This is a genomic window from Plantibacter flavus, from assembly GCF_051487245.1.
Lineage (GTDB): Bacteria > Actinomycetota > Actinomycetes > Actinomycetales > Microbacteriaceae > Plantibacter > Plantibacter flavus_B.
Window position 1 is genome coordinate 61,666 of sequence record NZ_JAHVDH010000003.1, and the last position, 26,380, is coordinate 88,045.

General features: G+C 70.0%; 21 protein-coding genes. 7 read left to right on the forward strand and 14 right to left on the reverse strand.

All coding sequences use genetic code 11. The features are described from left to right. The first annotated feature begins 84 nt into the window (after positions 1 to 84). On the forward strand, positions 85 to 642 hold the full coding sequence (locus tag KXS11_RS07390) for a hypothetical protein (protein WP_437384917.1): 558 nt from the start codon (positions 85 to 87) through the stop codon (positions 640 to 642). Between the two features lie 27 nt (positions 643 to 669). On the opposite strand, the gene KXS11_RS07395 is transcribed toward KXS11_RS07390, so the two are convergent. Next, positions 670 to 1,272 carry a GNAT family N-acetyltransferase gene (locus KXS11_RS07395; RefSeq protein ID WP_437384918.1) on the reverse strand — a complete coding sequence of 201 codons (603 nt, stop codon included), beginning with the start codon at positions 1,270 to 1,272 and terminating at the stop codon, positions 670 to 672. Between the two features lie 85 nt (positions 1,273 to 1,357). On the opposite strand from KXS11_RS07395, the gene KXS11_RS07400 reads away from it, so the two are divergent. Continuing rightward, the gene (locus KXS11_RS07400) at positions 1,358 to 2,260 is read left to right on the forward strand and encodes an aminoglycoside phosphotransferase family protein (RefSeq protein WP_437384919.1); all 903 of its coding nucleotides are present in this window, start codon (positions 1,358 to 1,360) and stop codon (positions 2,258 to 2,260) included. Positions 2,261 to 2,410: 150 nt separating this feature from the next. Here KXS11_RS07400 and KXS11_RS07405 read toward each other — a convergent pair whose 3' ends face one another. Together KXS11_RS07405 and KXS11_RS07410 are read right to left on the reverse strand one after the other, a co-directional pair. Beyond that, positions 2,411 to 3,469: a hypothetical protein gene (locus KXS11_RS07405; protein ID WP_437384920.1), complete on the reverse strand. Its 1,059-nt coding sequence runs from the start codon at positions 3,467 to 3,469 to the stop codon at positions 2,411 to 2,413. Positions 3,470 to 3,684: 215 nt separating this feature from the next. Then, the gene (locus KXS11_RS07410) at positions 3,685 to 5,703 is read right to left on the reverse strand and encodes a helicase HerA-like domain-containing protein (RefSeq protein ID WP_437384921.1); all 2,019 of its coding nucleotides are present in this window, start codon (positions 5,701 to 5,703) and stop codon (positions 3,685 to 3,687) included. Positions 5,704 to 5,888: 185 nt separating this feature from the next. Here KXS11_RS07410 and KXS11_RS07415 point away from each other — a divergent pair, with 185 nt between their 5' ends. Both KXS11_RS07415 and KXS11_RS07420 read left to right on the forward strand, forming a co-directional pair. After that, positions 5,889 to 6,356, forward strand: coding sequence for a hypothetical protein (locus KXS11_RS07415; protein WP_437384922.1), 468 nt, complete (start codon positions 5,889 to 5,891; stop codon positions 6,354 to 6,356). 2 nt (positions 6,357 to 6,358) lie between these two features. Further along, the gene (locus KXS11_RS07420; protein ID WP_437384923.1) at positions 6,359 to 6,781 is read left to right on the forward strand and encodes a hypothetical protein; all 423 of its coding nucleotides are present in this window, start codon (positions 6,359 to 6,361) and stop codon (positions 6,779 to 6,781) included. Between the two features lie 49 nt (positions 6,782 to 6,830). Here KXS11_RS07420 and KXS11_RS07425 read toward each other — a convergent pair whose 3' ends face one another. The 4 genes from KXS11_RS07425 to KXS11_RS07440 all read right to left on the reverse strand — a co-directional run bounded on the left by KXS11_RS07425 (position 6,831) and on the right by KXS11_RS07440 (position 10,996). After that, complete coding sequence (locus KXS11_RS07425) at positions 6,831 to 7,406, reverse strand: TetR/AcrR family transcriptional regulator (protein ID WP_437384924.1); 576 nt, start codon at positions 7,404 to 7,406, stop codon at positions 6,831 to 6,833. Positions 7,407 to 7,519: 113 nt separating this feature from the next. After that, on the reverse strand, positions 7,520 to 9,055 hold the full coding sequence (locus KXS11_RS07430) for an alpha-N-arabinofuranosidase (protein WP_437384925.1): 1,536 nt from the start codon (positions 9,053 to 9,055) through the stop codon (positions 7,520 to 7,522). Between the two features lie 87 nt (positions 9,056 to 9,142). Then, on the reverse strand, positions 9,143 to 10,150 hold the full coding sequence (locus KXS11_RS07435) for a LacI family DNA-binding transcriptional regulator (protein ID WP_437384926.1): 1,008 nt from the start codon (positions 10,148 to 10,150) through the stop codon (positions 9,143 to 9,145). Positions 10,151 to 10,216: 66 nt separating this feature from the next. Beyond that, positions 10,217 to 10,996 (reverse strand): phosphatase PAP2 family protein, encoded by a 780-nt coding sequence (locus KXS11_RS07440; RefSeq protein ID WP_437384927.1) that lies wholly within the window; start codon positions 10,994 to 10,996, stop codon positions 10,217 to 10,219. Positions 10,997 to 11,062: 66 nt separating this feature from the next. On the opposite strand from KXS11_RS07440, the gene KXS11_RS07445 reads away from it, so the two are divergent. Next, on the forward strand, positions 11,063 to 11,488 hold the full coding sequence (locus tag KXS11_RS07445) for a YchJ family protein (RefSeq protein WP_437384928.1): 426 nt from the start codon (positions 11,063 to 11,065) through the stop codon (positions 11,486 to 11,488). Positions 11,489 to 11,567: 79 nt separating this feature from the next. Here the strand turns inward: KXS11_RS07445 and KXS11_RS07450 are convergent, their stop codons facing one another. Further along, entirely contained in the window at positions 11,568 to 12,809 is a 1,242-nt protein-coding gene (locus KXS11_RS07450; RefSeq protein WP_437384929.1) for a multidrug effflux MFS transporter, read from the reverse strand. A gap of 258 nt (positions 12,810 to 13,067) precedes the next feature. On the opposite strand from KXS11_RS07450, the gene KXS11_RS07455 reads away from it, so the two are divergent. Together KXS11_RS07455 and KXS11_RS07460 are read left to right on the forward strand one after the other, a co-directional pair. Beyond that, positions 13,068 to 14,969 (forward strand): HSP90 family protein, encoded by a 1,902-nt coding sequence (locus tag KXS11_RS07455; RefSeq protein WP_437384930.1) that lies wholly within the window; start codon positions 13,068 to 13,070, stop codon positions 14,967 to 14,969. Then, positions 14,966 to 17,845, forward strand: a complete 2,880-nt coding sequence (locus KXS11_RS07460; protein WP_437384931.1) for a hypothetical protein — start codon at positions 14,966 to 14,968, stop codon at positions 17,843 to 17,845. Before KXS11_RS07455 ends, KXS11_RS07460 begins: the two co-directional genes overlap by 4 nt. A 197-nt stretch (positions 17,846 to 18,042) precedes the next feature. Here KXS11_RS07460 and KXS11_RS07465 read toward each other — a convergent pair whose 3' ends face one another. The 6 genes from KXS11_RS07465 to mmsB all read right to left on the reverse strand — a co-directional run bounded on the left by KXS11_RS07465 (position 18,043) and on the right by mmsB (position 26,292). After that, the gene (locus KXS11_RS07465) at positions 18,043 to 19,050 is read right to left on the reverse strand and encodes a cyclase family protein (protein ID WP_437384932.1); all 1,008 of its coding nucleotides are present in this window, start codon (positions 19,048 to 19,050) and stop codon (positions 18,043 to 18,045) included. A 157-nt stretch (positions 19,051 to 19,207) separates the two neighbouring features. Beyond that, entirely contained in the window at positions 19,208 to 20,725 is a 1,518-nt protein-coding gene (gene araA, locus KXS11_RS07470; RefSeq protein WP_437384933.1) for an L-arabinose isomerase, read from the reverse strand. Positions 20,726 to 20,781: 56 nt separating this feature from the next. After that, positions 20,782 to 21,489 carry an L-ribulose-5-phosphate 4-epimerase gene (locus KXS11_RS07475; RefSeq protein WP_437384934.1) on the reverse strand — a complete coding sequence of 236 codons (708 nt, stop codon included), beginning with the start codon at positions 21,487 to 21,489 and terminating at the stop codon, positions 20,782 to 20,784. Next, complete coding sequence (araB, locus tag KXS11_RS07480) at positions 21,486 to 23,243, reverse strand: ribulokinase (protein WP_437384935.1); 1,758 nt, start codon at positions 23,241 to 23,243, stop codon at positions 21,486 to 21,488. The genes KXS11_RS07475 and araB overlap by 4 nt, the downstream gene beginning before the upstream one ends. Before the next feature lie 150 nt (positions 23,244 to 23,393). After that, positions 23,394 to 25,073, reverse strand: a complete 1,680-nt coding sequence (locus KXS11_RS07485; RefSeq protein ID WP_437384936.1) for a hypothetical protein — start codon at positions 25,071 to 25,073, stop codon at positions 23,394 to 23,396. A gap of 40 nt (positions 25,074 to 25,113) precedes the next feature. Next, on the reverse strand, positions 25,114 to 26,292 hold the full coding sequence (mmsB, locus tag KXS11_RS07490; RefSeq protein ID WP_437385487.1) for a multiple monosaccharide ABC transporter permease: 1,179 nt from the start codon (positions 26,290 to 26,292) through the stop codon (positions 25,114 to 25,116). Between the last annotated feature and the right edge of the window lie 88 nt (positions 26,293 to 26,380).

Here is a 26,380-nt window from a genome sequence, read left to right on the forward strand (position 1 = left end):
CCCACTTGTCCTCCACAAGGTGGATTGTCTGCCCCCTGAATGCAGGCCACGATTGAACAGGGGGCCAGCAGGTCCGATGGACCGATGGAAGACGGGGTACGTGTGCAGGTGACGGTCAGACCACATCGTCGAGTCTTCTGGGGCACCATCCTGAGTGCGGCCATCCTCGTGCTCCCGGTGTGGGCAGTGTCGCTCTGGCTCGTCGCGTCGACTCCCGGTGCCGAACGCGGTTGGGTCATCGGCCTCGGCTCAGTCGGCGCGATCACGCTCTTCGGACTCGCCCTGCTCTCCCGCCGGCAACGCATCGTCGTGCAGGCCGACGGCATCCTCGAACAGCCGATCATCGGCCCGGCGACCTTCATCCCCCGAGAGGACATCGGGCGCAGCCTGCTCTTCGAGTTCACCGGCCGCGGACCGGAACCGACCACCCACTTCTTCGTGTGCGACGCCGAGAACCGCCCGTTGCTCCGCATGCGCAGCAACCGGTGGAGCAACGACAGCATCGCCGCCGTCGTCGAGGCCTACGACGGCCCCGTCGAACGCGCCAAGCAGCCGGTGTCTCTCGACGACCTCCGCGAGGACCACCCGGCCCTGCTCACGCCGTTCGAGCGTCTGCGCTGGGCGCGCTCGGAACTCCTCTAGCCTGCAGCGCGACGCCCGGGTGCAGCTTCAGAGTCGTTTCGCGTACCAGATCGCGCCGTCGTCCTCGGCGACGCGTGTGAAGCCGGTTCGCTCGTAGAAGCGGTGCGCACCAGTGTTCCCCACCCCGACCCCGAGGTGTACACCGGGCACACCTCGCTCCCGCAGCAGTTCGCAGAACGCGTCGATCAAGCGGCGCCCGACGCCCATCCCCTGGGTCTCCGGCAGCAGGTCGATGTGCAGGTGGGCGGGATATCCGGCCAGCAACTCCTGAGGCAGGCCGCCACGCTCGGTGGCCGATCGCACGATGGCGCGCTCACCCTGCGAGGCGGTACCTGCAGCGACCGCGGCGGCGTACGTGTCCGCGACCGTCGGCCACCAGCTGTCGACGAACCAGCGATCGAAGGCGACCGTGTCGGCAGTACCGAGCACATAGCCGATCGCCCCGGCACCGGCGTCGACGAGCAACGCGAGTTCCGGCTCGTGGTCGACGTAAGGCAGCGCGTAGATGTCCGGAAGCAGGTCGTCGGTGCTGAAGTGCCCCGTCGCGTCGCCTCCCGAGTCGCCTGTCCTCGTGCAGATCTCCGCCACGCGTGCACGGTCGGTCGATCGGTACGCACGGATCTCGGTCATCGCGCCAGCCTAACGGCCCTGCGCGATCTCGCGATGGCGTCGCGTCCGGCGCGGTCTGCGATGGTGCCTGCGTAGGCTGGAGGGCGTGGCATGGCGACCGGGGAGCATCGACGAAGCCGTCCGCCGATGGGCTCTGGTGCCCGACGGCGAGGCGTTCAGCACCGCGTCGAGCACGCTGCTGCCCGTCCGGCACGACGGTCGACGAGCCATGCTGAAGGTGCCACGCGTCGAGGAGGAGTCGCTCGGCGGGCGCCTCCTCGCCGCTTGGGGCGGCGTCGCCACGGCCGCCGTGTTCGAAGTCGACGAACAGGCCATCGTCCTGGAACGCGCAGAGCCCGGGCAGGACCTCAGCAGACTCACCCGCGACGGGGACGATTCCGCGGCCGTCGCGATCATCTGCTCCGTCCTCGACACCCTCCACAGCGCCCGGCCTGCCGATCAGGTGGTGAGGGAACTCCCGACACTCCGGCGCTGGTTCCGCGATCTCGAAACGGCGGCCGGGCGCATGCAGGGCGAGCACCTCACGGATGCTTCCACCGCGACCCAGGCGTTCCTCGTCCGCGCCTGGACGATCGCGGCGCGACTCCTCAGCACCGCCGAGCTCCCGCAGCACGCTGGTGACACCGTCGTGCTCCACGGAGACCTCCACCATCAGAACGTGCTCGAGTTCGCCCCGGGCGACTGGCGCGCGGTCGACCCGAAGGGCATCGTCGGGCATCGCGCGTTCGACCACCTGGTGCTCTTCGGCAATCCTGACCCGGCCACCGCCCACGACGAGGCGGTGTTCGCGCGGCGGCTCGCGACCGTCAGTGCACTCAGCGGGTTGGCCGAACGGACCCTCCTCGAGTGGCTCGTGGCCTGGAGCGCACTGTCCGCCACGTGGAGCCTGCAGGACGGCGACCAGGGTGCGGCGACCGACGTCCTCGCCGTCGGAGCCCTCGCAGAACGTGCCCTCGGAGAACGTGCCCTCGCCGAACAGGACTCCTGAACCCGCCCTCGCCTGTGCGCCCGTGCCTGTGCGCCCGTGCCTGTGCGCCCGCGCCTGCCCGGAACCCAGCACCCGCCCCGGCCCCTGAGCTTGTCGAACTGCCATACCTCGACGCACTCGGAGTATGCGCCGGACCGTCAGCGCAGTCGCTCAGCGGGCAGCGACTCGGCGGTACCGGAGCGGCGCGTCGGCACGACGCCGTGGCTGCTCGAGGAGTCCGGATGCGGCGAGCGCCCGTTCGAAACTGTCGGGCAACCGGGTGAGCAGTTCCGTCGTGCGCGGCTTCGTCCATCCGTCGGACGACCCCAACCCGACAAGCACTTCCAGGGTCCGATCAGCGCTCCGTACCTCCGCCCGGGCGTTCCAGCCGGTGCGTTGCCAGACGAACTCGACGACCTCGGCCAGCGGCACCCGCTCCACGCGTCCGCCGCGCACGAGCGCGATGCTGTCCGTGTCGAGGCGGATCGTCACGTCGCTCGCGCGTCGCGCGAGCCAGCTGGAGGCGAGGGCGAGCGGCAGGATGAAGATCGGCGCGAGGAGCACGAGGAAGCCGACACCGCGGAAGCCCGCGTCGTCGAGCGCGAACACCGCCGGGAGGTAGACGCCGACACCGATGACCGACGCGATGACGATGACCGTCAGCGACGCTCGCTTCGACCAGCCGGCAGCCCGGACGGTGAGTGCGTAGCCGTCGCGGTCGCGTCTCCAGCGTTGGCGCTGCGCAAGCACCGCAGCAGATTCGGAGGCCGCCGCGGTCGTCCGTGCACTCGATGACGACATCGCGAGCTGGCCGATCCGCCACAGGAGCGCGAGGGCGAGCATCCCGGCGCACGGGAGTGCGGCGAAGAGCAGGAAACCCAGCGCACCGACCATCCAGCGCGGAGCGGCGGCGAAGAGGGGCGTGAGCACGTCGAACTCGATCATCAGCACGATGACGGTGCCGAGGACCACCACGATCAGCACGTGGACCGTCCACCCGAGCGCCGGGTGTTGCGGGCGCTGGACGAATCCGAGGACGCTCGAGGCCACGCAGCCGCCCGCGATCAGCGCCAACACCATCGGGACGAGGTCGATCGCTTCGCCTCGGACGACCCACCAGGAGGCGGCGACGAAGCAGAGGACGGCGTAGACCCACGGCTCGCGCAGCAGCCGCGCGAGCACCCCGCGCCGCTCGGACGCCGGCCGCGCGTCTGAGACGTTGTCGATCACGCATCTCCCCCACGTGCTGCTGGACGTACTCGATCACGCTATCGCGTCGGATGCCCGGGGACGAGACGCTCAGATCGGGTGCCCGGCGAGCTGTCCAGCTCGCGCCCTGCGACAGGCTCAGGAACCAGACCCGAGCTCAGGAACCGGGACACCGCCGAACGAGACCGGTCACGGGGCCTGTCGAGGTGCCGTGTCCGCAGGCCGGCGGCTCCAGCTCAACGACGGCGTCGGGTCCCGAAGATCCCCTCGACCACACCGGTGAGGATCGACTGCGTCGTCTTCGAACCGAGCAGCTCCTCCAAGGGGCTCTTCGCCTGCCTGCTCGTCGAGGTTTTCGTCGTGCGACGGGTCGTCCCGGCAGTCTTGCGCAGCAGGCGCTCGTACTCGGCGTCGGCCTTCTTCTGCGCTGCCGCCTGCGCCTTGTCTGCCGCCGCCTGTTGCTTCGCGAGCTCGGCCGCGATCCGCTGACGTTCGAGCTCCGCCTCAGCAGCAACCGCCGCCTGGTTCGCTGCCTCGAGCTTCGCCGTGAGGATCTCACGCGCGGACTCACGGTCGATCGGCGTGCCGTACGTCGCGAGCAGCGGCGACGCTTGGACGGCCGCATCGATCTGCGCGTCCGGTGTCGGCGACATGAGCCCCTGCGGTGCGCGCAACCTCGTCCAAGCCACCGGCGACGGCGCACCCTTCTCGTTCATCACCGTGACGACCGCTTCACCGGTGCCGAGCGAGGTGAGCACCTCGCCGAGGTCGTAGCCGGACTTCGGATACGTCGACACCGTGGCCTTCAGCGCCTTCGCGTCGTCGGGGGTGAACGCACGGAGCGCGTGCTGCACACGGGACCCGAGCTGCGCCAGCACCTCGCCGGGGACGTCCTTCGGCGTCTGGGTGACGAAGAAGATGCCGACCCCCTTCGAGCGGATGAGCCGCACCGTCTGCGTGATCTGCGACAGGAAGTCCTTCGACGCGTCCGCGAAGAGCAGGTGGGCCTCGTCGAAGAAGAACACGAGCTTCGGCTTGTCGAGGTCGCCCACCTCGGGGAGGCTGTTGAACAGGTCGGCGAGCAACCACATGAGGAAGGTGGAGTAGAGGGCCGGTTTGTCCTGCACGCCGGGCACTTCGAGGAGGCTGACGATGCCCTTCCCGCTCGCGTCCAGGCGGATGAACTCGGCCGTGTCGATCTCCGGTTCACCGAAGAACACGTCGGCGCCCTGATCCGCGAAGGTGATGAGTTCACGCAGGATGACGCCGACGGTGGCACCGGACAGCCCACCGAGGTCTTTCAGCTCGTCCTTGCCCTCGTCGCTCGCGAGGAAGCTGAGGACGGCACGGAGGTCGCTGAGGTCGAGCAGCGGCAGGCCCGCCTTGTCGGCGTAGTGGAAGACGAGGCCGAGGCTCGACTCCTGGGTGTCGTTGAGGCCGAGGACCTTACTGAGCAGGAGCGGTCCGAACCCCGCGATCGTCGCGCGGATCGGGACACCCTTTCCGAGCCCGCCGAGCGCGAAGTACTCCGTCGGCGTCGCGGCCGGAGTCCAGTCCTGTCCGATGCCGCGCGTGCGATCGAGGAGTTTCGCGCTCGACTCGCCCGGCGTCGCGATGCCGGAGAGGTCCCCCTTGATGTCGGCAGCGAACACCGGGACCCCGTTCGCGGACAGCTGCTCCACGAGACCCTGCAGGGTCCGGGTCTTGCCCGTGCCGGTCGCGCCGGCGACGAGGCCGTGGCGGTTCATCATGCCGAGCGGGATGCGCACCTGCACGTCGGGCAGCGGGTCGCCGTTGACGAGCGCGCCCATCTCCAGTGCGGGGCCGGAGACGACGTAGCCGTCGCGGATCGCCGTGACGTCGTCGAGACCGAGCGGCCCTGCGCCGATCGTCTCGGCGGTGAGTGCTTCCCCGGCGCCGGCAGCGGGAACGTCACCTGCGGCGGGCGCGGTTGCAGTGCCTTCCGACACCGAGGCGGCGGGTGCGGGTGCAGTACCTTCCGACACCGAGGCGGCGGGTGCAGGCTCGGTTGCGGGCGGGGTGTCGGCAGCCTGTGCAGGTGCCGGTGCCGGTGCCGCGCTTGCGGCAGCGGTGATCCCGGCCCCGGCGAGCGCCGCCGCGGCCTCCGCGGCTTTCACCTTCGCTGCGGCGAGCGCCGCCTGCGCCTGGGCCGCTTCCAGTTCGGCCTGCGCCTGAGCGGCTGCGGCCTGGAGTGCGGCGATCTGCGGGTCGGATGCTGCGTCACTCGGCGTCATGACCTGAGCCTATCGATGCGCCAACCACCGGTCGAGGTCCTCGCACCCTTGCCCGCGAGGCTCGTCGTTGCAACACTGTTCCTGTCGGCCCAGCACACGGGTTCCGGCCTGTGACGCCGAATCGTCGCCGCACCAGCAGGATGAACCGGCCGTCGGCTCGCCGCCCGGCCAGGACAGAGGAGAGCATGGGACTGTTCGATCGCGCGAAGAACGCACTGGGCGGCGGAACCCCCGCCGGGACCGACTGGGCGGCTCAGGCGCAGGCCGCTCAAGAACTCGCGAATCAGCACCTCCGCGACGCCGGATACACCGACGGCAGCCCGGTGACCGCGGCGAACGTCGGCACGATGGCCACGGACATGTACGCCGACCGCGAGGTGCTCACCGCCTACGGCCAGGAGCTCAACCGCATCATCGCGATCGGCGCGCCGGGCACCGCCGTCATCCGCTCCGCCGTGGACACGGGAGAGCGCATCTCGGGAAATCCCTGGTACCAGCTCGAGGTCGAGGTCACCTTGCCGGGTGCGGCCGTCTACACGGTGAGCAAGCGCGAGATGGTCGCGCCGCAGTTCCTCGCGAACTATGCGGTCGGCACCGAGCACGGCGTCGCAGTGGATCCGGCGAACCCGCAGCAGATCGCCTTCACGAGCTGACCGTGGGCGTCTTCGGCGATGTGTTCCGGCTGATGAAGGCCGGAACGAAACAGACCGCCAACACCGACCTCGCAGCGAACCTGCGTCAGTCTGCAGACCTTGCGGAGCAGTTCGGCGGTGCGGCCCCGAACACGCCGCTCGGCACGCATGGCGCGGCCGCAGCGAACCCGTTCACGAATCTGGCGGCCTACGCGAACATGCTCCAGGGTTCCGGAACGGTCGTCTCGCTCGCCCCGACAGGTGGTGACGTCGCCGGAACACCGGTGTACGCGGTCGAGCTCGATGTGACGGTGCCCGGACGAGAGCCGTACCGCACGAGGTACCAGACGGTCATCGCCCAAGCCGCACTGCCCGGCTGGCAACCCGGCGCCATGTTCCCGTTCCGGGTCTCCCCGACCGACCCGCACTCGCTGATGCTCGGCTGAGCCGCGCGAAGCAGATCGGCAGCGCGGATGGTCGAGGAGAAGCGATCGCTCAGCGCACGAGCAGTTTCCACGCGCGCTCGAGGTCGGCCCCCATGTCGATCGAGGGGTCGAGGCTCCACTGCACCTGCAGGCCGTCGGCGATCGCGATGAGGATCCGCGCGAGGTGTTCCGGATCCGCGTCCGCCGACACCTCGCCCGCGGCCTGTCGCACGGTGATCGCCTCGACCAGTCCAGCGCGTGTCACGCCGATGTGCTCGACGAAGAACTCGTGCGCCGGATGCGTCGGGTCGCCGGCCGCGGCCGCCATCGTCAGGTACAGCTCGACGAGCCCTGGCACATCGCGGTTGTGACGCATGACCGCGATGAGTCCGTCGATGACGTCCCCGGACGACGCCGTGAACTCCTCGGCGTCGACGGCGTCTCGCGCCCGCAGGATCGCTGCGAACAGGTGCTCCTTCGACTCGAAGTAGTGCATGAGCCCCGGGAGGCTCACTCCGACCTCACGCGAGACCTCCCGCAACGAGGTCCCCCGGTAGCCCTCACGGGCGAACACGGAGAGCGCCACGCGCAGGATCTCCACCCGCCGCGCGACACCCTTCGCGTACGAACCGCGTGCTGTCGTCATGCGCCGATTGTATGGCTGCAGCCGGTCGGCGACGAGGGGGCGCTCCCCACGCGTGCGATGCTGCTCCGGCACCGCATGCCGAGCGAGCGCCCCGCGACCGGCCGGTCGCCGACTCAGGCGCTCAGCCCGACCGCCGTCCACGACACGGGAGGCAGCGTGATCGTCAGGACACCGTCGGTGAGCACAGCGCTCTCGTTCGCGACCAGACCGACGCGCTCGCGGTCGTCGATCGTGTTCTTCGCGTACACGTCCTCGTCGTGGATGCCGTTCGCCTCGGCGACGGTCGTCACACCGAGCGCCGACACGTCCACGCGCACGGCGATCGCCTCATCCTGGCTGCGGTTCACGAGGAACACGGCAGCGGCGCCGGCCTCGGCGTCGTAGGTGGCGACCGAGTCGACCAGGGGCGCGTCACCGTGCACCTTCGTCGCGTAGCTGCCGACGTCGATGCGCGGCGCGAGCACGACTCCCGAGGCCAGACGACTGGTGACCGAGAACGGGAAGAAGGTGGTCTGTCTCCAGGCCTCGCCGCCCGGCTCCGTCATGATCGGGGCGATGACGTTGACGAGCTGCGCGAGGCTCGCGGAACCGACCCGGTCGCTGTGCTTCAGCAGCGTGAGCAGCAGGTTGCCGAACACGACCGCGTCGGCGACGGAGTAGACGTCCTCGATGAGGCGGGGCGCGTAGGCCCACTCCTCGATCGTGCCCTCGATCGCGTTCCACTCGTCGAGGTACCAGACGTTCCACTCGTCGAACGAGAGCATGATCTGCTTGTCGGAGTGGCGCTTGTGCTGCACGTGGTCGGCGGCCGCGACGACGGTGCGGATGAAGTACTCCATGTTGAGCGACGAGGCGAGGAACGACCCGAGGTCGCCCTCGCGCTCCTGGTAGTACGCGTGGCAGGAGATGTAGTCCACCGAGTCGAAGCTGTGCTCGAGGACGGTCCGCTCCCAGTCGCCGAAGGTGGGCATCGACGAACTCGACGACCCGCACACGACGAGTTCGAGTTTCGGGTCGACCATCTTCATCGCCGAGGCGGTGCGGGCGGCGAGCTTGCCGTAGTCGTCGGCCGACATCGCACCGACCTGCCACGGCCCGTCCATCTCGTTGCCGAGGCACCACATGCGGATGCCGTAGGGCTCGGGTGCACCGTTCGCCACCCGCTGATCCGACAGCGCCGTGCCACTCGGGTGGTTCGTGTACTCGAGCAGGTCGAGCGCTTCGAGCACCCCGCGGGTGCCGAGGTTGACGGCCATCATCATCTCGCTGTCGGTGAGCTTGCACCACTTCGCGAACTCGTCGACACCCACCTGGTTCGTCTCGAGCGAGTGCCAGGCGAGGTCGCGACGCACTGGGCGGTCCTCCCGCGGTCCGACGCCGTCCTCCCAGCGGTACCCGGAGACGAAGTTGCCGCCGGGGTAGCGGATGGTGCTGGTGCCGAGTTCCTTGACGAGCTCGACCACGTCGCCGCGGAACCCGTCAGCGTCGGCCGTGGGGTGGCCGGGCTCGTAGATGCCGTCGTAGACGCAACGCCCGAGGTGCTCGACGAACGAGCCGAAGATCCGACGGTTGACGGGTGCGACGACGACGGCCGGGTCGACGACCACACTCGCGGTGGTCTGCTGCACGGTGGGGGTCTGCTGGGACATGCTGCTCCTTGGCTACAACGTTGTAATGGCTGAGCACAGCATACGATCGGTCACTGCGATCTGTCGAGTCCCGCCCGCGGATTCCCGTCAGGAAGCGGTCGACTCCCGCGGAACGACGCGGAACCCGCTCACGAACTCGCGTGGCTCGATCGTCGCGCCACCCTCCGCAATGCGTTCGATGAGGAGTTCGACAGCATGCTCGGCGATCTCCTCACGACCGATGTCGACCGTCGACAGGGTCGGGATCGCGTACCGCGTCTCGTCGAGGTCGTCGAAGCCGATGATCGCGACGTCCTCCGGTACGCGCAGGCCGGCCTCCTGGAGGACCCGCATCGCACCGAGCGCCATCGAGTCGTTGAACGCGACCACGCCGTCGAACGGGATGCCGGAGGCGATGACGTCGCGCATCGCGCCCGCCCCGTCGCTCCGATGCCAGCTGACGACCGTGCTCACGTAGGCGGGGTCGGTGTCGATCCCGGCGGCCGCGAGCGCCTCGCGATAGCCCTGGAGGCGGAGGGCGGCCGGGCCGCCGAGGTCGTCGCGGGGATCGGTGCCGAGGGCCACGATGCGGCGACGCCCCTGGGCGAGGAGGTGCTCGGTCGCCGCCCTCGCGCCGTCGACGTTCGCCATGGTGACGTGGTCGCGGCCGTCGAACACCCGCTCGGCGAGGACGACCATGGGTCCATCCGGCAGGAGCGCACTGTCCTCATGGTCGAGGCTGAGGGGGCTGTAGAGGATGCCGTCGACGAGCTGCATGCGAGGACCACGGAGGATCTCGAGCTCGACCTCCCGCCCGCCGGCGACCTGCTCGATGAGGACCGAGAGACCACGCGCCCTGGCCCGTCGCATGACCGCGTCGGCGAGCTCGGCGAAGTAGGCGTTGCGCAGGTCGGGGATGATGAGACTGATGACGCCGGAACGGCCGGAGCGGAGGCTGCGTGCGGACAGGTTCGGTCGGTATCCGAGCTCGGCGATCGCCTGCTCCACCTTCGAGCGGGTCACGGCACTCACGTACGGGTAGTCGTTGATGACGTTGGAGACGGTCTTGATCGACACTCCAGCCCGGGCGGCGACGTCATGCATCGTGATCGACACGCGGCTCCTCCCGATCGGCTCGCACTGTCCAGCACACTACCGCTCCGGCGCGGGCACTCCGATCCGTCAGGCGTCTGCCAAGGCGACCCGTCGCTTCGGCTCGGTCGACATCCGCTGCAGCAACGGGACGGCGAGGATCAGCGCGACACCTGCCCCCAGCAGGAGACCACCGACGGTGTCACTCAGCCAGTGCGCCCCGAGGTAGGTCCGCGAGAGCATCATCAGCAGCGTGTAGGCCGCACCGATCAACCACACCCACACCCGAGGGAAGATGATGCCGAACGCGACCGCGATCGTCGCAGCGTTGGCGCTGTGGCCAGACGGGAACGACCCGAAGTCGGCGTGGACCAGGATGTCCTCCGGCCTCGAACGGCCGACGATGTTCTTGATCAGCTGCACCGCGCCCGCACTCACCGCCGACGCCAGGGCGAAGTACAGCGCGGCCCACGGGCGTCGCAGGACGAGCAGCACGGCGATCCCGAGGAGCGGCACCACGAGGATCGCGACGATCCCACCACCCAACCAGTTCATCACCAGTGCCGCCTGGACGAGCCATGGCGAGCGCTCCTCGAGGATCTCCTGCATCCACTCCTCGTCGAACCCGAACGGCGCGTTGGGTCCGCGAAGGAAGATCAGGACGCCGAGCAGGAGGACCAGCACGACAGCGATGCCGCCGCTGAACAGCGGCCACCGCCGGGACACCTTGGCCGCGAGCTTCGGGTCCGGGCGGATCGCCGCAGGGTCCGGGTCCATCGCGAGCGCACCCGACTCGTCGAGTGCCGGCGGCACGCGATCGTCGGGTCGCGCCCGGGCTGCGGGGTCGTCGTGCTCGTCTGGTGCCGTCATCGTCCCATCATGCCGTGTCGACCGGCGATCGCCCGGAGGGTTGCGCCGACGGGCGATACTGGACGGATGTCTTCTTCCGCCGCCGCACCGCTCGCCGACGACGCCCGCTGCCCGTGCCTGTCGGGCGAGACGTACGGCGCCTGCTGCGGCCGGCTGCACCGCGCCGAGGCGTCAGCGGCGACCGCCGAGGCGCTCATGCGCTCGCGGTTCTCAGCCTTCGCGGTGGGCGACGTCGCGTATCTGCTGCGCACCTGGCACCGCTCCACCCGGCCGGCGACGTTGGACCTCGACCCCTCGGTGCGCTGGTACCGGCTCGACATCATCGCGACCACGCGGGGAGGGCTGCTCGACGACGAGGGCACGGTCGACTTCGTCGCCCATCACAAGGTCCAAGGCGTCGCCGGATCCGCGGGCCGGCAGCGGGAGCTCAGCCGGTTCGTGAAGGAGGCCGGTGCCTGGACGTACCTCGACGGCACCGAGCCCATCGGCTGACCGGTCCCCGGCGTCGCACTCGGCCGGACCACCCGTCGACCCGATGGCCGGCGCGGTGCGCTGGCAGTCACTGCCGGAGCTACCCTGCGAGCGCCGGGACCTTCTTCGGCTGCACGATGAACCAGAGCGCGAGCACCGAGACGAGCGACGTCGCCGCCATCACCGACCCCATCGGGATCGCCGTCCCGATACCGAGCACACCGACGATCGGCGAGATGATGCCCGCCAGGCCGAAGTTCAACGCACCGAGCAACGACGCAGCCGTCCCAGCCTCATGACCGTGGTTCGCGAGCGCGAGCACCTGCACCGCCGGGAAGCCGAAGCCACACGAGAGGATGAAGAAGAACAGCGGTACGAGCACCCCGAACAAGCCGACGTCGGCCATCGTCAACGCGACGATCGTCAACGCCGTGATGAGCTGCACGATCGTCGTGCACGCGAGGATCCACTGCGGCCCGTACCAGCGCATCAGGCGCGAGGAGATCTGCACACCCGCGACGATGCCGAGCGAGTTCACCGCGAACAGCAGCCCGTACTCCTGCGCGTCGAACTGATACACCTCCTGGAACAGGAACGACGAGCTCGACAGGTAGGCGAACAGGCCGGAGAAGCTCATACCGCCGATGAGGGCGACACCGACGAAGACGCGGTCGCTGAACACGGACCGGTAGCGGTCGCGCACGGTGCTGTGCCCGGCGTCCTGGCGACGGGCCGGCGGCAGCGTCTCCACGATCCACAACGACACGGCGATCACGACGAGCAGCCCGTAGGCGGCGAGGAAGATGAAGAGACCGCGCCAGTCCATCACGAGGAGCAACTGCGAGCCGATCACGGGAGCGGCGATCGGAGCGAGTCCGTTGACGAGCGCGAGACGCGACAGCATCCGCACGAGCGGCTTGCCACCGAAGAGGTCGCGCACCATCGCCATCGCGACGACACCACCGGCAGCCGCACCGGCGCCCTGCAGGATACGGAACACCATCAGCCAGGCGATGTCGGGAGCGAACGCCGCACCGAGCGACGCACCGATGTGGATGATCGTCGCGAGGATGAGCGGCAGCCGACGGCCCACCTTGTCGCTCCACGGCCCCATGAAGAGCTGACCGACCGCGAAGCCGATGGTCGTGCCCGTGAGCGTCAGCTGGATGAGGCTCACCGGGACGTCGAGGTCCTGTTCGAGCACCGGGAACGCCGGAAGATACAGGTCGATCGTGAACGGGCCGAGCGCGGTGAGGGCACCGAGCACGAGGATGTAGACGAGCCGTTGACGGCCGGACAGTGAGTCGCCCGGGTGGACGACGGTGATTCCTGCGGTGTGCACTGGTGGACGGTTCCTCAAGATGGTGGAGACGGGGATGGGGCTTCCGAATCGAGTCGAATCGATTCGAGAACGACGATCAAGGGTAGCAGCCGACGCCTCGCCGCCGCGACGTCAGCCGTCGCCACGTTCACGATCGGGCCGCCGGTTCCAGCTCCCGTTTCCCCTCGCCCGATAGGCTGTCCCGGCTGCGCGCGACGTCCCGCACCCGCCGGCGAGGGCACCCGCAGCGAACCGCAGCACGCCGATGGAAGAGAGCCCATGTCAGACGACACCCGAGCCCCGCTGCCGTTCCAGGTGGACCTGCGCGGGGTGGTGGACCTGCTGAGCCGTCACATCTACTCCGGGCCGCGCGTCTACCTCCGCGAGCTGTTGCAGAACGGACGGGACGCGGTCGCCGCGCGCCGGGCCGAGGATGCGGCTGCACCCGTCGGACTCGTCACGATCACCGCGTACGCGTCGGAGCATGATGCGCCAGGCGACGACGGCACGGCCCGCCCGTTCCGCTTCCAGGACAACGGCATCGGGCTCACCCGCGACGAGGCCGCAGAGCTGCTCGCGACGGTTGGCCGGAGTTCCAAACGCGGCGATCTCGACGAGCTGCAGCGCGGTGACTACCTGGGCCGGTTCGGCATCGGCCTGCTCAGCTGCTTCATGGTGGCCGACACGATCACGGTGCGCAGTCGCTCGGCGCGGGGTGGTCCGGCGATCGAATGGATCGGGAGCACCGACGGCACGTTCACGATCCGGGAACTGGACGAACGGACGACCGCCGAGACACCGATCGGTTCCGAGGTGGTCCTCGTCCCGCGCGACGGCGGGCCGCAGCACGACGGCTCCCTCCTCGCCCACGGTGCCGTCCTCGGTTCGGCGACCGCCTACGGACGCTTCCTCGACCTCGACGTCGACGTGGTCGACCCGGCGCACCCCGACCGCCCGACGCGCATCAACGTCGCCCCGGTGTTCCGATCCGCCTCCTCCACGCCGAGGGAGGACCTCCTGGCGTTCGGTGAGGAACTGCTCGGCACACGACCGTTCGAGGCGATCGAGATCGTCGTGCCCGGCACCGGGACGCGCGGAACGGCCTTCGTCCTGCCGACGCCGCCACCGCCCGGCGCCCGACAGGCGAGCCGTGTGTACCTCGGCGGCATGCTGCTGAGCGAGCAGATCGACGACCTCCTGCCGGACTGGGCGTTCTTCGTGCGCTGCATCGTCGACACGACCGGGCTGCACCCGACCGCGTCACGCGAGCAGCTCGTGCAGGACGAGTCCCTCGAATTCACCCGTGAGGCGATCGGTGCCGCGCTGCGCCGTTGGATCCTCGACCTCGCGCGGTCGCGCCCGCACCGGCTGCAGGAGTTCATCGGCATCCACCAGCTCGGCATCAAGGCGATCGCCGTGCACGACGACGACCTCGCGAGCGCCGTGGTGCGCTGGTTGCCGATCGAGACGTCCGCCGGCACGGTGACGATCGAGGAGCACCTGGAGCGCACGAGCACCGTCCGGTACACGGCGACGCGCGACGAGTTCCGACAGATCGCGGCGGTGGTCGACCCATCGTCGCCCATCGTGAACGCCGGCTTCGTGTACGACCAGGAGATCCTCGAACGGCTGCCGCACCTCATCGACGGGGTCCTCGTCTCTCGGGTCGCGGTCGCCGACGAACTCGACAACCTCGAGCCACCGCACCTCGACGACCTCGCGGTCACCTCGGCGCTCGAAGACCGTGCGAGTCGGGTGCTCGCCGAGGTCGAGTGCCGGGTGTCGGTGCGTCGCTACCGGCCGGACGACCTCTCGGCCCTGTACGTCGCCGACCCCTCGGTGCTCCGCCGTTTGGAACGGCACCGCGCAGCATCGGTCGCGCCCGGCATCTGGTCCCAGGTGGTCGGCACCGTCGACACCTTCCTGCAGAGCGCCGATCGGAACGACGACACCTCGCCCGGTGCTGCCAGGCTCTGCCTCAACTGGAACGCGCCCCTCGTGCGTCGACTCGCCTCACTCGACGACGAGCTCGTCTTCGACCGCAGCATCCAGCTCCTCTACGTGCAGGCGCTCCTCGCCGGCCACCGACCACTCGAAGCCCGTGACCGCCGCATGCTCGACTCCGCCATGACAGATCTGATCGGCCTGAGCGTCGGTCTCGACGACAAGGAACTCCGATGACCGACATCGCCACCCCCGACGGCGTCTCCGACCCGACCGCGAGCATCCAGGACCTGCTCGACGAGGCGGACACCCTCCCCTGCGGTCCGGACGAGCGCGCCCTGCTCGACGAGGCCCTGCGCCGCGCGGAGAGCGCCGGCGACGACGAGGCCGCCTACGCGACACGCCTCCGGCTCACGCAGTCCGCACACATGACCGGCGACACCGACACCATGTTCAGCTCCTTCGGCTGGTGCGTCGGCAAGCACGACGAGGACCCGCAGCGCTTCCCGACCACGGTCGACGGCTGCGACCTCCTCTTCCAGTACAAGTGGATGGCCGGCCGTCTGTCGACGAACCCGGCGTTCTCCCTCGCGCAGATCAGCGCGATGCATGAGGACATGCTGGCCAGGTACCGCGCCGCCGGAGCGACGGACAGCGGCGTCGTGCAGTCCCAGTTCCACATCGCGAGCGTCACCGGTCGGCTCGACGAAGCGGCTTCGCTCCTCGAACGCCGCAGCGCGATCGAGGACGACCGCTACAGCCACTGCGAGGCGTGCGTCCGCAACGAGGACGCCTGGTTCCACCAGCTGCGCGGCAACGACGACGAGGCCATCCGGATCTACGACGAGATGTTCGAGAACCGGATGAGCTGTGGCGAGGAACCGGAGACCAGCGAGGCGCAGGCGCTCCTCCCCTATCTGCGCGCCGGTCGCCTCGACGACGCGAAGGCCGCGCACCAGCGCAGCTACCGTGCAGCCCGCAACAACGCCGACGGCTTCGGCATCATCGCCGACCACCTCGTGTTCTGCGCCGTCACCGGGAACGAGGCGCGCGGCCTGACGATGCTCGAGCGGCACCTCCCGGCGCTCGTCAACGACCCGATCAACCTCTCGGGACACACCGACGGTCTCGTCGCGATCGGCGTCCTCCTCGACGCCGTCACGCGAGCCGGGCACGGCGGGTTGCCCGTCCGCGGAGCCGACGCACCGGAGCTCGCGCACTACCTCGGCACCGACGACCAGACCTCCGACGCGTGGAGCGTCGCCGCAGTCGCCGCCCGCGCGTGGGCGTCGGCCGAGCGTCTCGCGAGCGCGTTCGACGAGCGGAACGGCAATGCATTCCGCACCGAACGCCTCGAGCTCGCACGCGCGCTCGCCGACGAGCAGTGGGACCTGCCCCTGTCCGCCGAGAGCTTCATCGCCCCGGTCGTCGAGCCGGCCGCGGCCACGACCGCCGCCGAATGGCGCGAGCGCACCTCGGCACTCCTGCAGAGCGCCGACACCCGCGGCGCGATCGTCGCCGCCGAGCAGGGCCTCGCGCTCCTCTCCACCGAACCCGCGCCCGATGCGACGCTCGGGGCCGCGTTCTTCGGCGTCATCGCACAGGCGAGCGTCATCCAGGGAGACGACGATCGTGCGTCGGCCGCCTGGGCCGACCGCGTCGACGCGCTCCGCAACGCCGGACGCACCGCGGTCGCCGACCTCGAGGAACGCTTCGGCCCTGCGCTCCTCGGCACAGCCAGCGCCGAGCGCCTCACCGCGCTCCAGGCGGAGCTCGACGAGGCGCGCCAGGTGCCCGTCGACCCGGACCGCCTCATCCACACGCTCGTCATCACCGCCCGCCACGCCTTCGAGCTCGCGGGCCAGCAGACCGAGCAGGAACCCGCCGAGGAGTTCATGGGCATCGCCGACCGGCTCGCTGGAGAGGCCGTCCTCGCGGCGGCGATCGACGATCCGGGCGAGGCCGGTCCGTCGGCGCGGTTGCTGCACGCCCACCTCTTCGCCGTCACGAGCCGCGTCGAGGAGTCGATCGAGCTGCTCGACCCACTCGTCTCGCCGGAGCACCGCGCCTCCGTGCGCCTTCCCGCGCTCGCACTCCGCACCCGCATGCTCGGCGGCTCCGGTGACTTCGCGGAGGGTGTCGCGCTCGCCGACGAACTCGTCGCACTGCAGACGACGCTCGGCAACCGTCTCGGCATCATCCAGGCGTGCGCCCTCTCAGCGGCGCTCCTGAGCGACGCAGACCGCGACCGCGAGGCGGCAGCGCGCATGCAGCTCGCGATCTCGCACGCGAACCGGGCAGAGTACGCGGACCTCGACGCCCTCACCCTGCAGCTCGCCCGCTACCTGCAGTTCGCGGGCGACGCCGACGCCGCGCTCGAACGCTACGACGAGGTGTACCAGGCCAGACGTGAGCACGCTGCGCCCGGCGAGCTCGCCGACCTCCTCGCCAACATGGGTGAGGCTGCGCGCGCGATCGGCGAGCACGGCATGGCCTACGGCATCTGGCAGACGGCGCTCGAGGACGCATCCACGGTCGGCAACGATCCGGTCACCATCCGCGTCGGCTTCGGGCTGAGCACGCTGCTCGTGCAGTTCGAGGACGACGACGCGGTCGAGGTCGCCGAGCAGGCACTCGCGGCGGCCCGTCGACTCGGCGACCCGCAGCTGCTGATCCAGGCGCTGCAGCGGAAGGCGAGCGCGCAGGCCGGCTTCGGTGACGACACGGGACTCCCCCTCTACGCCGAGGCGCGGGACATCGCGGCGGCACACGACGCCACCTGGCTCGTCGCCGACATCACGGACTCCGAGGCTCGCGCACTCGGTGCACTCGGCCGCGCGGACGAGGCGACGGCCCTCGCACGCCAGGCTGCCTCTCGGTTCCTCGAGGCCGGCGACGAGAACGGTGCTGCGGTCGCCGAGGTGTTCGCCGCACGCTCGCGCGCCGGGGCAGGCGACCACGCGGCCGCAGTCGAACTGCTGCGGTCGGCGCGCTCACGACTCCCGCAGGGTTCGCCCGACTGGACGACGGTGACGGCCGAGCTCGCTGACGCGCACGAGCGTCTCGAGCAGCACACCGACGCCGCCCTCCTGCGAGCCGAGCTCGACGCCTGACGCAGGGCCGAGCACGTCGACGCGTGGGCGAGCGGCGCGCCTGCGCTCAGCGGGCACGGCACGTCCACGCGCCCGACCGGTCGCGTCGGCCTCGGTCGACCACTCCACCCTGACGGCAGCCTGGCGAAGGCGCGCACCGCCGAGATCCGTGTCCCTGTCGAGGACGAGCTGCAGGCACCGGCGCGCCGTCCGTCGCATCAGGGCCGGACGACCAACCCGAGCTGCTCCGGCAGCCTGGCGAAGGCGCGCACGGGGAAGGTCGCGAAGTCCTCGACGAGCGGCGGGGTCGCCGTGAACGTCGCACCACTCGCCGGCAGCTGCTCGAGCCCGGTGAGGTGTTCGACGACCTGGATGCCTGCTTCCAGCAGCAGCGAGTGGGCCGGACGCGCGCCGCCCGACTCCGGCTCGGTGTCATCGATGTTGATGGAATCGATGCCGACGAGGACGACGCCCTGTTCGACGAGGTAGCGGACGCCGTCCTCCGCGAGGAACGGTGCATCCTTCGTGTACGCGGGGCTCGCGAAGTGACGGTCCCAGCCGGTGTGCAGCAGGACGGCCGTGCCGCGGAGGTCACGATCGAGGAGCGTGTTGGCGCCGATACCGCGCGAGGTCGAGTCCTGGAGGTGGAACACCTCGGCCGGGAGGTCGACGAGCTGCTCCAGCGTGAGACTGGCGAGGTCGCCGCCGCCGGCGTATCGGTGGAAGGGGCTGTCCAGATAGGTGCCCGTGTTCCCGATCATCTCGATGACGTCCATCGCGAACTCGGTGCCTTCCGCGTACTTCGCGCGCGAGTCCTCGCGGGTGAGGAACGGACGGATCACCGGCTCCGGCAATCCCGGATACGTGCGGAGGCCGGCGCGGATCGGGTGGCTGAGCTCGACGAGTCGGCCTTCCGGCCGGATGCGGGGTGCCGGTGCGTCGGCTGACGGCTCGGGCAGCTCAAGACCGGCGGCGGCCGCCGCGGCGAGGATGCCCCGGCTCCCCTTGTGCTGCTCGCGCACGATCTCGAGCTTCGTGATGCGGATCTCGCCCACCATCGCGAGCCCGAGGTGCTGGACGAGGAGCCGTCCGACCTCGTGCTGCTGCGCCTTCCCCTTCGCCTGCGCGACCGCGGGAGGGAGGTCGAGCCGGAAGTCCTCGACGGCGAGGCCGCCGCCGTTGACGAAACTGACGGTGGCATCGAGGACGGCGCGGAGTTCGGTCATGCTCTCATTCTGCCGCCTGCCGACGCCCGACGTCCGTCAATCCCCTGCCGCACATCCTCCGATTCCCGCCACTCCTCACCCCGGCCGGGCACTGCGAACGTCTCGGGGCACGCCCTCTGCGGCGTGCCCCGAGAACGGGCACGTGCCCGAAGCGCTCCTAGAAGCCCTGGGCCAGGCGGTAGTAGGCGTTGTTCCAGCGCACTTCGCGCGCGAAGTCACGGGTCGTCGTGCTCTCGTCGATGACGAGGAGCTCCGTCTTCGCGATCTCGGCGAAGTCGGCGAAGACCTCCACACCGATGGCGGTCGACATGACCGTGTGGTGAGCGGCACCGGCGGTGAGCCAGGCGGCGGCCGACGTCGCGAAGTCCGGTGCCGGCTTCCAGACCGCACGGCCGACGGGCAGCTTCGGCAGGGCCTCGATCGGCTGCACGACCTCGACGACGTTCGCGGTGAGGCGGAAGCGGTCACGCATGTCACTCATCGCCACCACGACGGCCGGGCCGGAGTCGGCGGTGAAGACGAGGCGCACCGGGTCCTCCTTGCCGCCGATCCCGAGCGGGTGCACCTCGAGCGTGGCGCGAGCCGACGACAGCGACGGGCTGACCTCGAGCATGTGGGCGCCGAGGATGAGCTCGTTGCCTGGCTCCATGTGATACGTGTAGTCCTCCATGAGCGAGGCCCCGCCTGGCAGACCCGCACCCATCACGGAGGCGGCACGCACGAGCACCGCGGTCTTCCAGTCGCCCTCGGCACCGAAGCCGTAGCCGTCGGCCATGAGGCGCTGGACCGCGAGACCCGGCAGCTGACGCAGCTCGCCGAGGTCCTCGAAGCTCGTCGTGAACGCGGCGAAGTCACCGGCCTCGAGGAAGGAGCGGAGCCCGAGCTCGATCGCGGCACCGTAACGCAGCGACTCGTGCCGCTCGCCGCCCTTCCGCAGCTCGGGGACGACGTCGTACAGCTCCTCGTACTCGGCGACCAGCGCGTCGATGTCGGCGTCGCTCGAGGCGTGCACCGCCTCGGCCAGCTCGTTCACGCTCCAGGTGTTGACCTGCACACCGAACCGCAGCTCGGCCTCGGTCTTGTCGCCCTCGGTGACCGCGACGTATCGCATGTTGTCGCCGAAACGTGCGAGTTTCAGCTCGTGCGTCGCCGCCCAACCGGCGGCCGCGCGCTGCCAGGTGCCGACCTCACGCTGCACACGCGGGTCGGACACGTGCCCGACGACCGTCTTGCGTGCGACACCGAGCCGCGTCTGGATGTACCCGAACTCGCGGTCGCCGTGCGCGGCCTGGTTGAGGTTCATGAAGTCGAAGTCGATCTCCGACCACGGCAGCTCCACGTTCGCCTGCGTGTGCAGGTGCAGCAGCGGCTTCTGGAGGGCGTCGAGCCCAGAGATCCACATCTTCGCGGGGCTGAAGGTGTGCATCCAGGTGACGAGACCGATGACGCTGTCGTCGGCGTTCGCATCGAGCATCGCCCGACGGATCGACTCCGAGTCCTTGAGGACGGGCTTCCACTCGATCCGGACGGGGACGTCGGCCGCTGCGCCGAGCTCGGCGGCGATCGCCTGCGACTGCTCGGCGACCTGACGCAGCGTCTCCTCGCCGTAGAGGTTCTGACTGCCGGTGAGGAACCAGACGGTGTAGTGGTCGAGGGTGGTGGTGGGCTTCGGCATCGCCTGAGTCCTGCTTTCTGGAGGAACGGATCGAGAGTGGTGAGTGGGGGCCGGCGCTAGAGGGCGCCCTGGGGAGCCTGGCCGTAGACGTTCTGGTAGCGGTCGAACAACGAGTCGATCGCCTCGGCCGGGATCGGCTTCGGCTCGCCGAGCTGGCGCGAGATGTGCACCGTACGCGCGACGTCCTCCACCATGACGGCAGCCTTGACGGCGTCGCGGGCATCCTTGCCGATCGTGAACGGCCCATGGTTCCGCATGAGGACGGCCCGCGACCGATGACCGGAGAGGGTCTCCACGACGCCACGGCCGATCGAGTCGTCGCCGATGATCGCGAACGGCCCGACGGGGATCTCCCCGCCGAACTCATCGGCCATCGCCGTGATGACGCACGGGATCGGCTCATGACGGGCCGCCCATGCCACCGCATAGGTGGAATGGGTGTGCACGACCCCGCCGACCTCCGGCATGTTCCGGTACACGTAGGCGTGTGCGGCGGTGTCGCTCGAGGGCGAGCGCTCGGAGCCCGGCGTCCCCGGCACGACCTCGCCGTCGAGGTCGCAGAGGATCATGTTCTCAGGGGCGAGGTCGTCGTAGTCGACGCCCGACGGCTTGATGACGAACAGGTCGGCACCGGGCACACGGCCCGAGACGTTGCCGCCCGTCCACACGACGAGGCCGTAGCGGACGAGTTCACCGTGCAGTCTCGCGACGTCGGCCCGGACGCGCGCGATCGCGACCTCGATCTCGGGTGAGTAGGTGTTCACGCGGTCACTCCTTCGAGGGCGGTCGTCTCCGTGTCGGCGGGCGCGCCGTCGACTCCGGCACCGAGGGCGGCCCGGCGGATGCGCTTCAGTCGCTTCATGACGTCGTTGGCTCCGCGACCGAAGTAGTCGTGGAGGGTGTCGTACTCCGCGTACAGCAGGTCGTACGCGTCCGCAGCCGCCTCGTTCGGCGTGTAGACGGCGCGGTTCACCTTGCCCATCGCGGCGCTCGCGGCGGGGACGTCCGCGTATGCTCCCGCGGCGACGGCGGCGTGGATCGCGGAACCGAGCGCCGGACCCTGGTCGCTCGCCGTGATGGAGATCGGCAGACGCAGGATGTCGGAGTAGGTCTGCATGAGGAACGGGTTCCGCTGCAGACCACCGGCGACGATGAACTCGGTGACGGGCACCCCTGAGGCGTTGAACGTCTCGACGATCTTCCGGGTGCCGTACGCGGTCGCCTCGAACAGCGCACGGTAGACCTCCTCGGTGCGGGTCGTCAGCGTCAGGCCGAGGACCGTTCCCGAGAGTTCGTGGTCGACGAGCACCGAGCGGTTGCCGGAGTGCCAGTCGAGCGCGACAAGGCCGTGTGCGCCGACCGGCTGGTCCTGGATGAGGGAGGTGAGGTGCTCGTGGATGCTGATCCCGCGGGCCGCCGCCTCCTCGGTGTAGCGCGCCGGCACCTGGTTGGCGACGTACCAGGCGAAGATGTCGCCGACGCCGGACTGACCGGCCTCGTAGCCGTAGAGGCCCGCGATGATGCCGCCGTCGACGACGCCGCACATGCCGGGGACCTCGCGCAGGACATCGCCGTTCATCACGTGGCAGGTCGACGTGCCCATGATCGCGACCATCTGGCCCGGCGAGACCGCCTGGGCCGCCGGAGCGGCCACGTGCGCGTCGACGTTGCCGACTGCCACGGCGATGCCCTCGCGGAGGCCCGTCCAGCCGGCAGCCTCAGCGGAGAGCGTGCCGGCGGCCGCGCCGAGCTCGCCGATCTCGTGCTCGACCTTGTCGTCGGCGAAGCGCTCGAACGCTGGGTTGAGGGCGGCGAGGAACTCGTGGCTCGGGTAGGCGCCGTCCTGGTAGATGCCCTTGTACCCCGCGGTGCAGGCGTTCCGGACGTAGCTGCCGGTCAGCTGCCAGATGATCCAGTCGGCGGCTTCGACCCAGTGGTCCATCCGCTCGTACAGCTCCGGGTCCTCCTCGAGGAGCTGGAGGCCCTTCGCGAACTCCCACTCGCTGGAGATGAGTCCGCCGTAGCGCGGCAGCCACGACTCGCCGCGCTCGGCGGCGAGGGCGTTGATGCGGTCGGCCTGTGGCTGCGCGGAGTGGTGCTTCCACAGTTTCACGTAGGCGTGCGGACGGTCCGCGTACTCGGGGAGTTCGTTGAGGGGGGTGCCGTCCGCGATGACCGGGACCATCGTGCAGGCGGTGAAGTCGGTGCCGATGCCGATGACGGCTGCGGGGTCGATGCCCGCGGCCTCGACCGCACGCGGCACCGCGGACTGCAGCACGGCGACGTAGTCGGCCGGAACCTGCAGCGCCCAGTCGGGTGGGAGGACGGCACCGGAGGACGCGAGCGTACGGTCCATGACGGCGTGAGGGTAGTCGAGGACGGCCGAGCCGAGCTCGGCGCCGTCGGACACCCGCACGACGACGGCGCGCCCCGAGAGCGTGCCGAAGTCGACGCCGATCGTGTACTGCTCGGTGGAGGCGCCGTCTGCTGGGACGGCTGGGGTGGGGGCGGTGTTCACCGGCGGGACTCCTTCGTCTGGTGCTGCTGGTGGTGATCCGGGGTGCGGATCGAGGTACGTGGGTTGGGGGATCGGCTGTCGACCGGGTGGTTCAGGGGGCGTTCGCCGTCCAGTGTACAACGTTGTAGATTCGCTTGGCCATCGCGTACATCAGGCGAGTCCGCCCATCGCGGCGAGGAGGTCCGACGGCGTGGATCGCCGACGGGAAGCGGTCTCGCGGGGATCGACCTCTCCCACGATCCGACCCGCCCGGACGGCGAGCACGCGATCGCACACGGCGGCGAGCGCCGACGGGTCCTCGCTCGAGACGACGACGGATCGACCGGTGGCGGCGAGCGCTCGGATGAGCTCGCGACGTTCTGCCGCATCCGCGGCACGTGGATCACCGAAGGGCTCGGCGAGGAGGACGACCCGGGCCGGCGAGGCGACGAGCAGGTGCAGCGACTCGGTGAACTGCGCGGCGCTCGGGCCGCGGTGGGCACCGGGCAGCGCGGCGACGAGCCCGCTGGGCACCGTCGTCGCGCGGTAGTCGCGCCGAGCGTCTGCGACGCCCACCGACACCATGCGGGTGAGCGACTCCGGAGACACGCTCGACGGCACTCCCCCGAGGAACGAGAGGTCGAAGCGGATCGGATGCTCGGTCGTGTAGAGCACCCCGGCGGCGCGGGCACGGTCGGTGGTGGAGACGTCGACGGCTGCTCCGTCGATGAGGACCGCACCGCTGATGCGCGCCCCGTAGGAGCGGCCGAAGACGCTGAGCAGCACTTCCCCGGCGCCGGAGTCGGCCGGTCCGAAGAGCCCGAGCACCTCACCGGGCGCGCAGTCGAAGGTCAGTCCGTCGACGACCGTGCGGTCGGCGTCCGCGGGGTGGCTCGCGGTCCAGCGTTCGACGGTGAGGCCCGCGGTGGCCGCCGATGCTCCGGCTCCGGCTCCGGTTCCGGGTCCGGGTCCGGTTCCGACTCCGACTCCGGAGCCCGCCGACTCGTCGGGGACCTCGCCGAACGACGCGGCGAGCGCCTCGAGCACGAGCCGTTCGTCGGAGGTCGACCGCAGCTCGAACGTGGCCGTCGGCGGCGCGGTCGCGGACCCCGCGAGCACGGTCGCCCGGTCGGCGACGGACGCGAGCCCGGTCACCGTCCCGGAGACGAGCAGCACGGCGGGCGGAGCGCCGCTCGGTCGTGCCGCAGCGGCGACCGCGGCGACGGCGTTCCACCAGCGCCCCCGGTCGGCATCGGTCAGACCGGCACCGATGTCGTCGACCAGGACGACCGCCGACTCGGCTGCGACGGCCCGCGCGAGTTCGACGAGTCGGCGCTCCACCGAGGACAGCCCCGACACCGGTTCGGCCTGCGCACGGCCCAGTCCGACGAGTGCCAGCGCGCGGGAGGCGCGCTCGGTGTCGCTCACGTGCGTGCCGGGTTCCGGCCGTCTGCCGAACAGCCTGGCGACGGCGCCTCGCAGCCCCGCGCTCCGCTCGTTGCCGAGGAGCACGTTCTCGCCGACGGTCTGCGACCAGCTGATCGCCTGCCCGCCGGTGACGACCGCGATCCCGGCGGCGTTCGACGCAGCCCGCGACGACAGGCGAGCCGGCTTCCCCGCCACCAGCACGCCCTCGGCCGGGTGCCCACCGCCGGTGCCTGCGAGCCGCGCCAGGAAGCGTCGCGCCAGCGGCGGCGCTCCGAGCACCGCGTGGACGACTCCCCCGGGCACCGCGAGCTGCGTTTCACCGCCCTGCAGCACCTGCAGCGCGAGCGGATCACCCGCTGCACGCACGGAGGCGAGCATCCCGGCTCGGTCGCCGGGGTGCTCGCCTCCGTGGTGCGCGGTCATCGCGTGGGTGGTGTGGTGGCCGCGACTGCGGATCCGTGGATCAGCGTCCGCCGCTGCGGCGCTTGTTGTAGACGTCGAACGCGACCGCCAGCAGCAGCACGAGACCCTTCACGGCCTGCTGCCACTCGATGCCGAGGCCGATGATCGACATGCCGTTGTTCAGCACACCGATGATGAGACCACCGATGATCGCGCCGCCGATGGTACCGACACCGCCCTGCACCGCAGCTCCACCGATGAAGGCTGCGGAGATCGCCTCGAGCTCGAAGCCGTCACCGGCCTTCGGACCGGCGAGGTTCAAGCGGGCCGTGAAGATGAGGCCCGCGAGCGCCGCGAGGAAGCCCATGTTGACGAACAGGAAGAAGTCGACCTTGCGGGTCTTGATGCCGGACAGCTCCGCGGCGTGGCGGTTGCCGCCGATCGCGTAGATGTGGCGGCCGAAGACCGAGCGGTTCATGACGATGCCGTAGACGAGGACGAGGACGGCCAGCACGATGAGCGTGACCGGGATGCCCTTGTACGCGGCGAGCGAGTACACGAAGAAGCCGATGCCCGCGACGATCAGGACGAGCTTGGCGACGAACCACGGGAACGGCTCGGTCTCCTGACCGTACTTCTGGCGACCGAGACGTGTGCGGACCTGCTGCACGACGAGTCCGACGACGGCGATGACGCCGATACCGAGCGTGAGCGGATCGATCGGGAAGTCCCCGAAGACGTCGTTCAGGAAGCCGTTGCCGAGCGCGCGGTACTCCGCCGGGAAGGAACCGATGTTGGCGTTGCCGAGCACCACGAGCGCGAGCCCTCGGAAGATGAGCATGCCCGCCAGGGTGACGATGAACGCCGGGATGCCGACGTAGGCGATCCAGAAGCCCTGCCAGACACCGACGAGTGCGCCGATGGCGAGCGACAGGATGATCGCGATCCACCAGGGCATCTGCATCTGCACGGCGAAGACACCGGAGACCGCACCGACGAAGGCCGCGACCGAACCGACCGAGAGGTCGATGTGGCCGGCGATGATGACCATCACCATGCCGATCGCGAGGACGAGGATGTACCCGTTCTGCACGATCAGGTTGGAGATGTTCTGCGGTCGCAGCAGGATGCCGTCGGTGATGATCGCGAAGAACACGACCACGAGCAGGAGGGCGATGAAGATGCCGTTCTTGCCGAGGTCGGAGAGGACGTGCGTCAACCAACTGGTGAAGCGGTTCACGGTCGGGTTGACGAGGCCGCCGGCGGCCTCGCTGTCCCCGGCCGGGACGGTGGGTTTGGTGTCCAGGTCGGACATTGCGGTTCTCCTT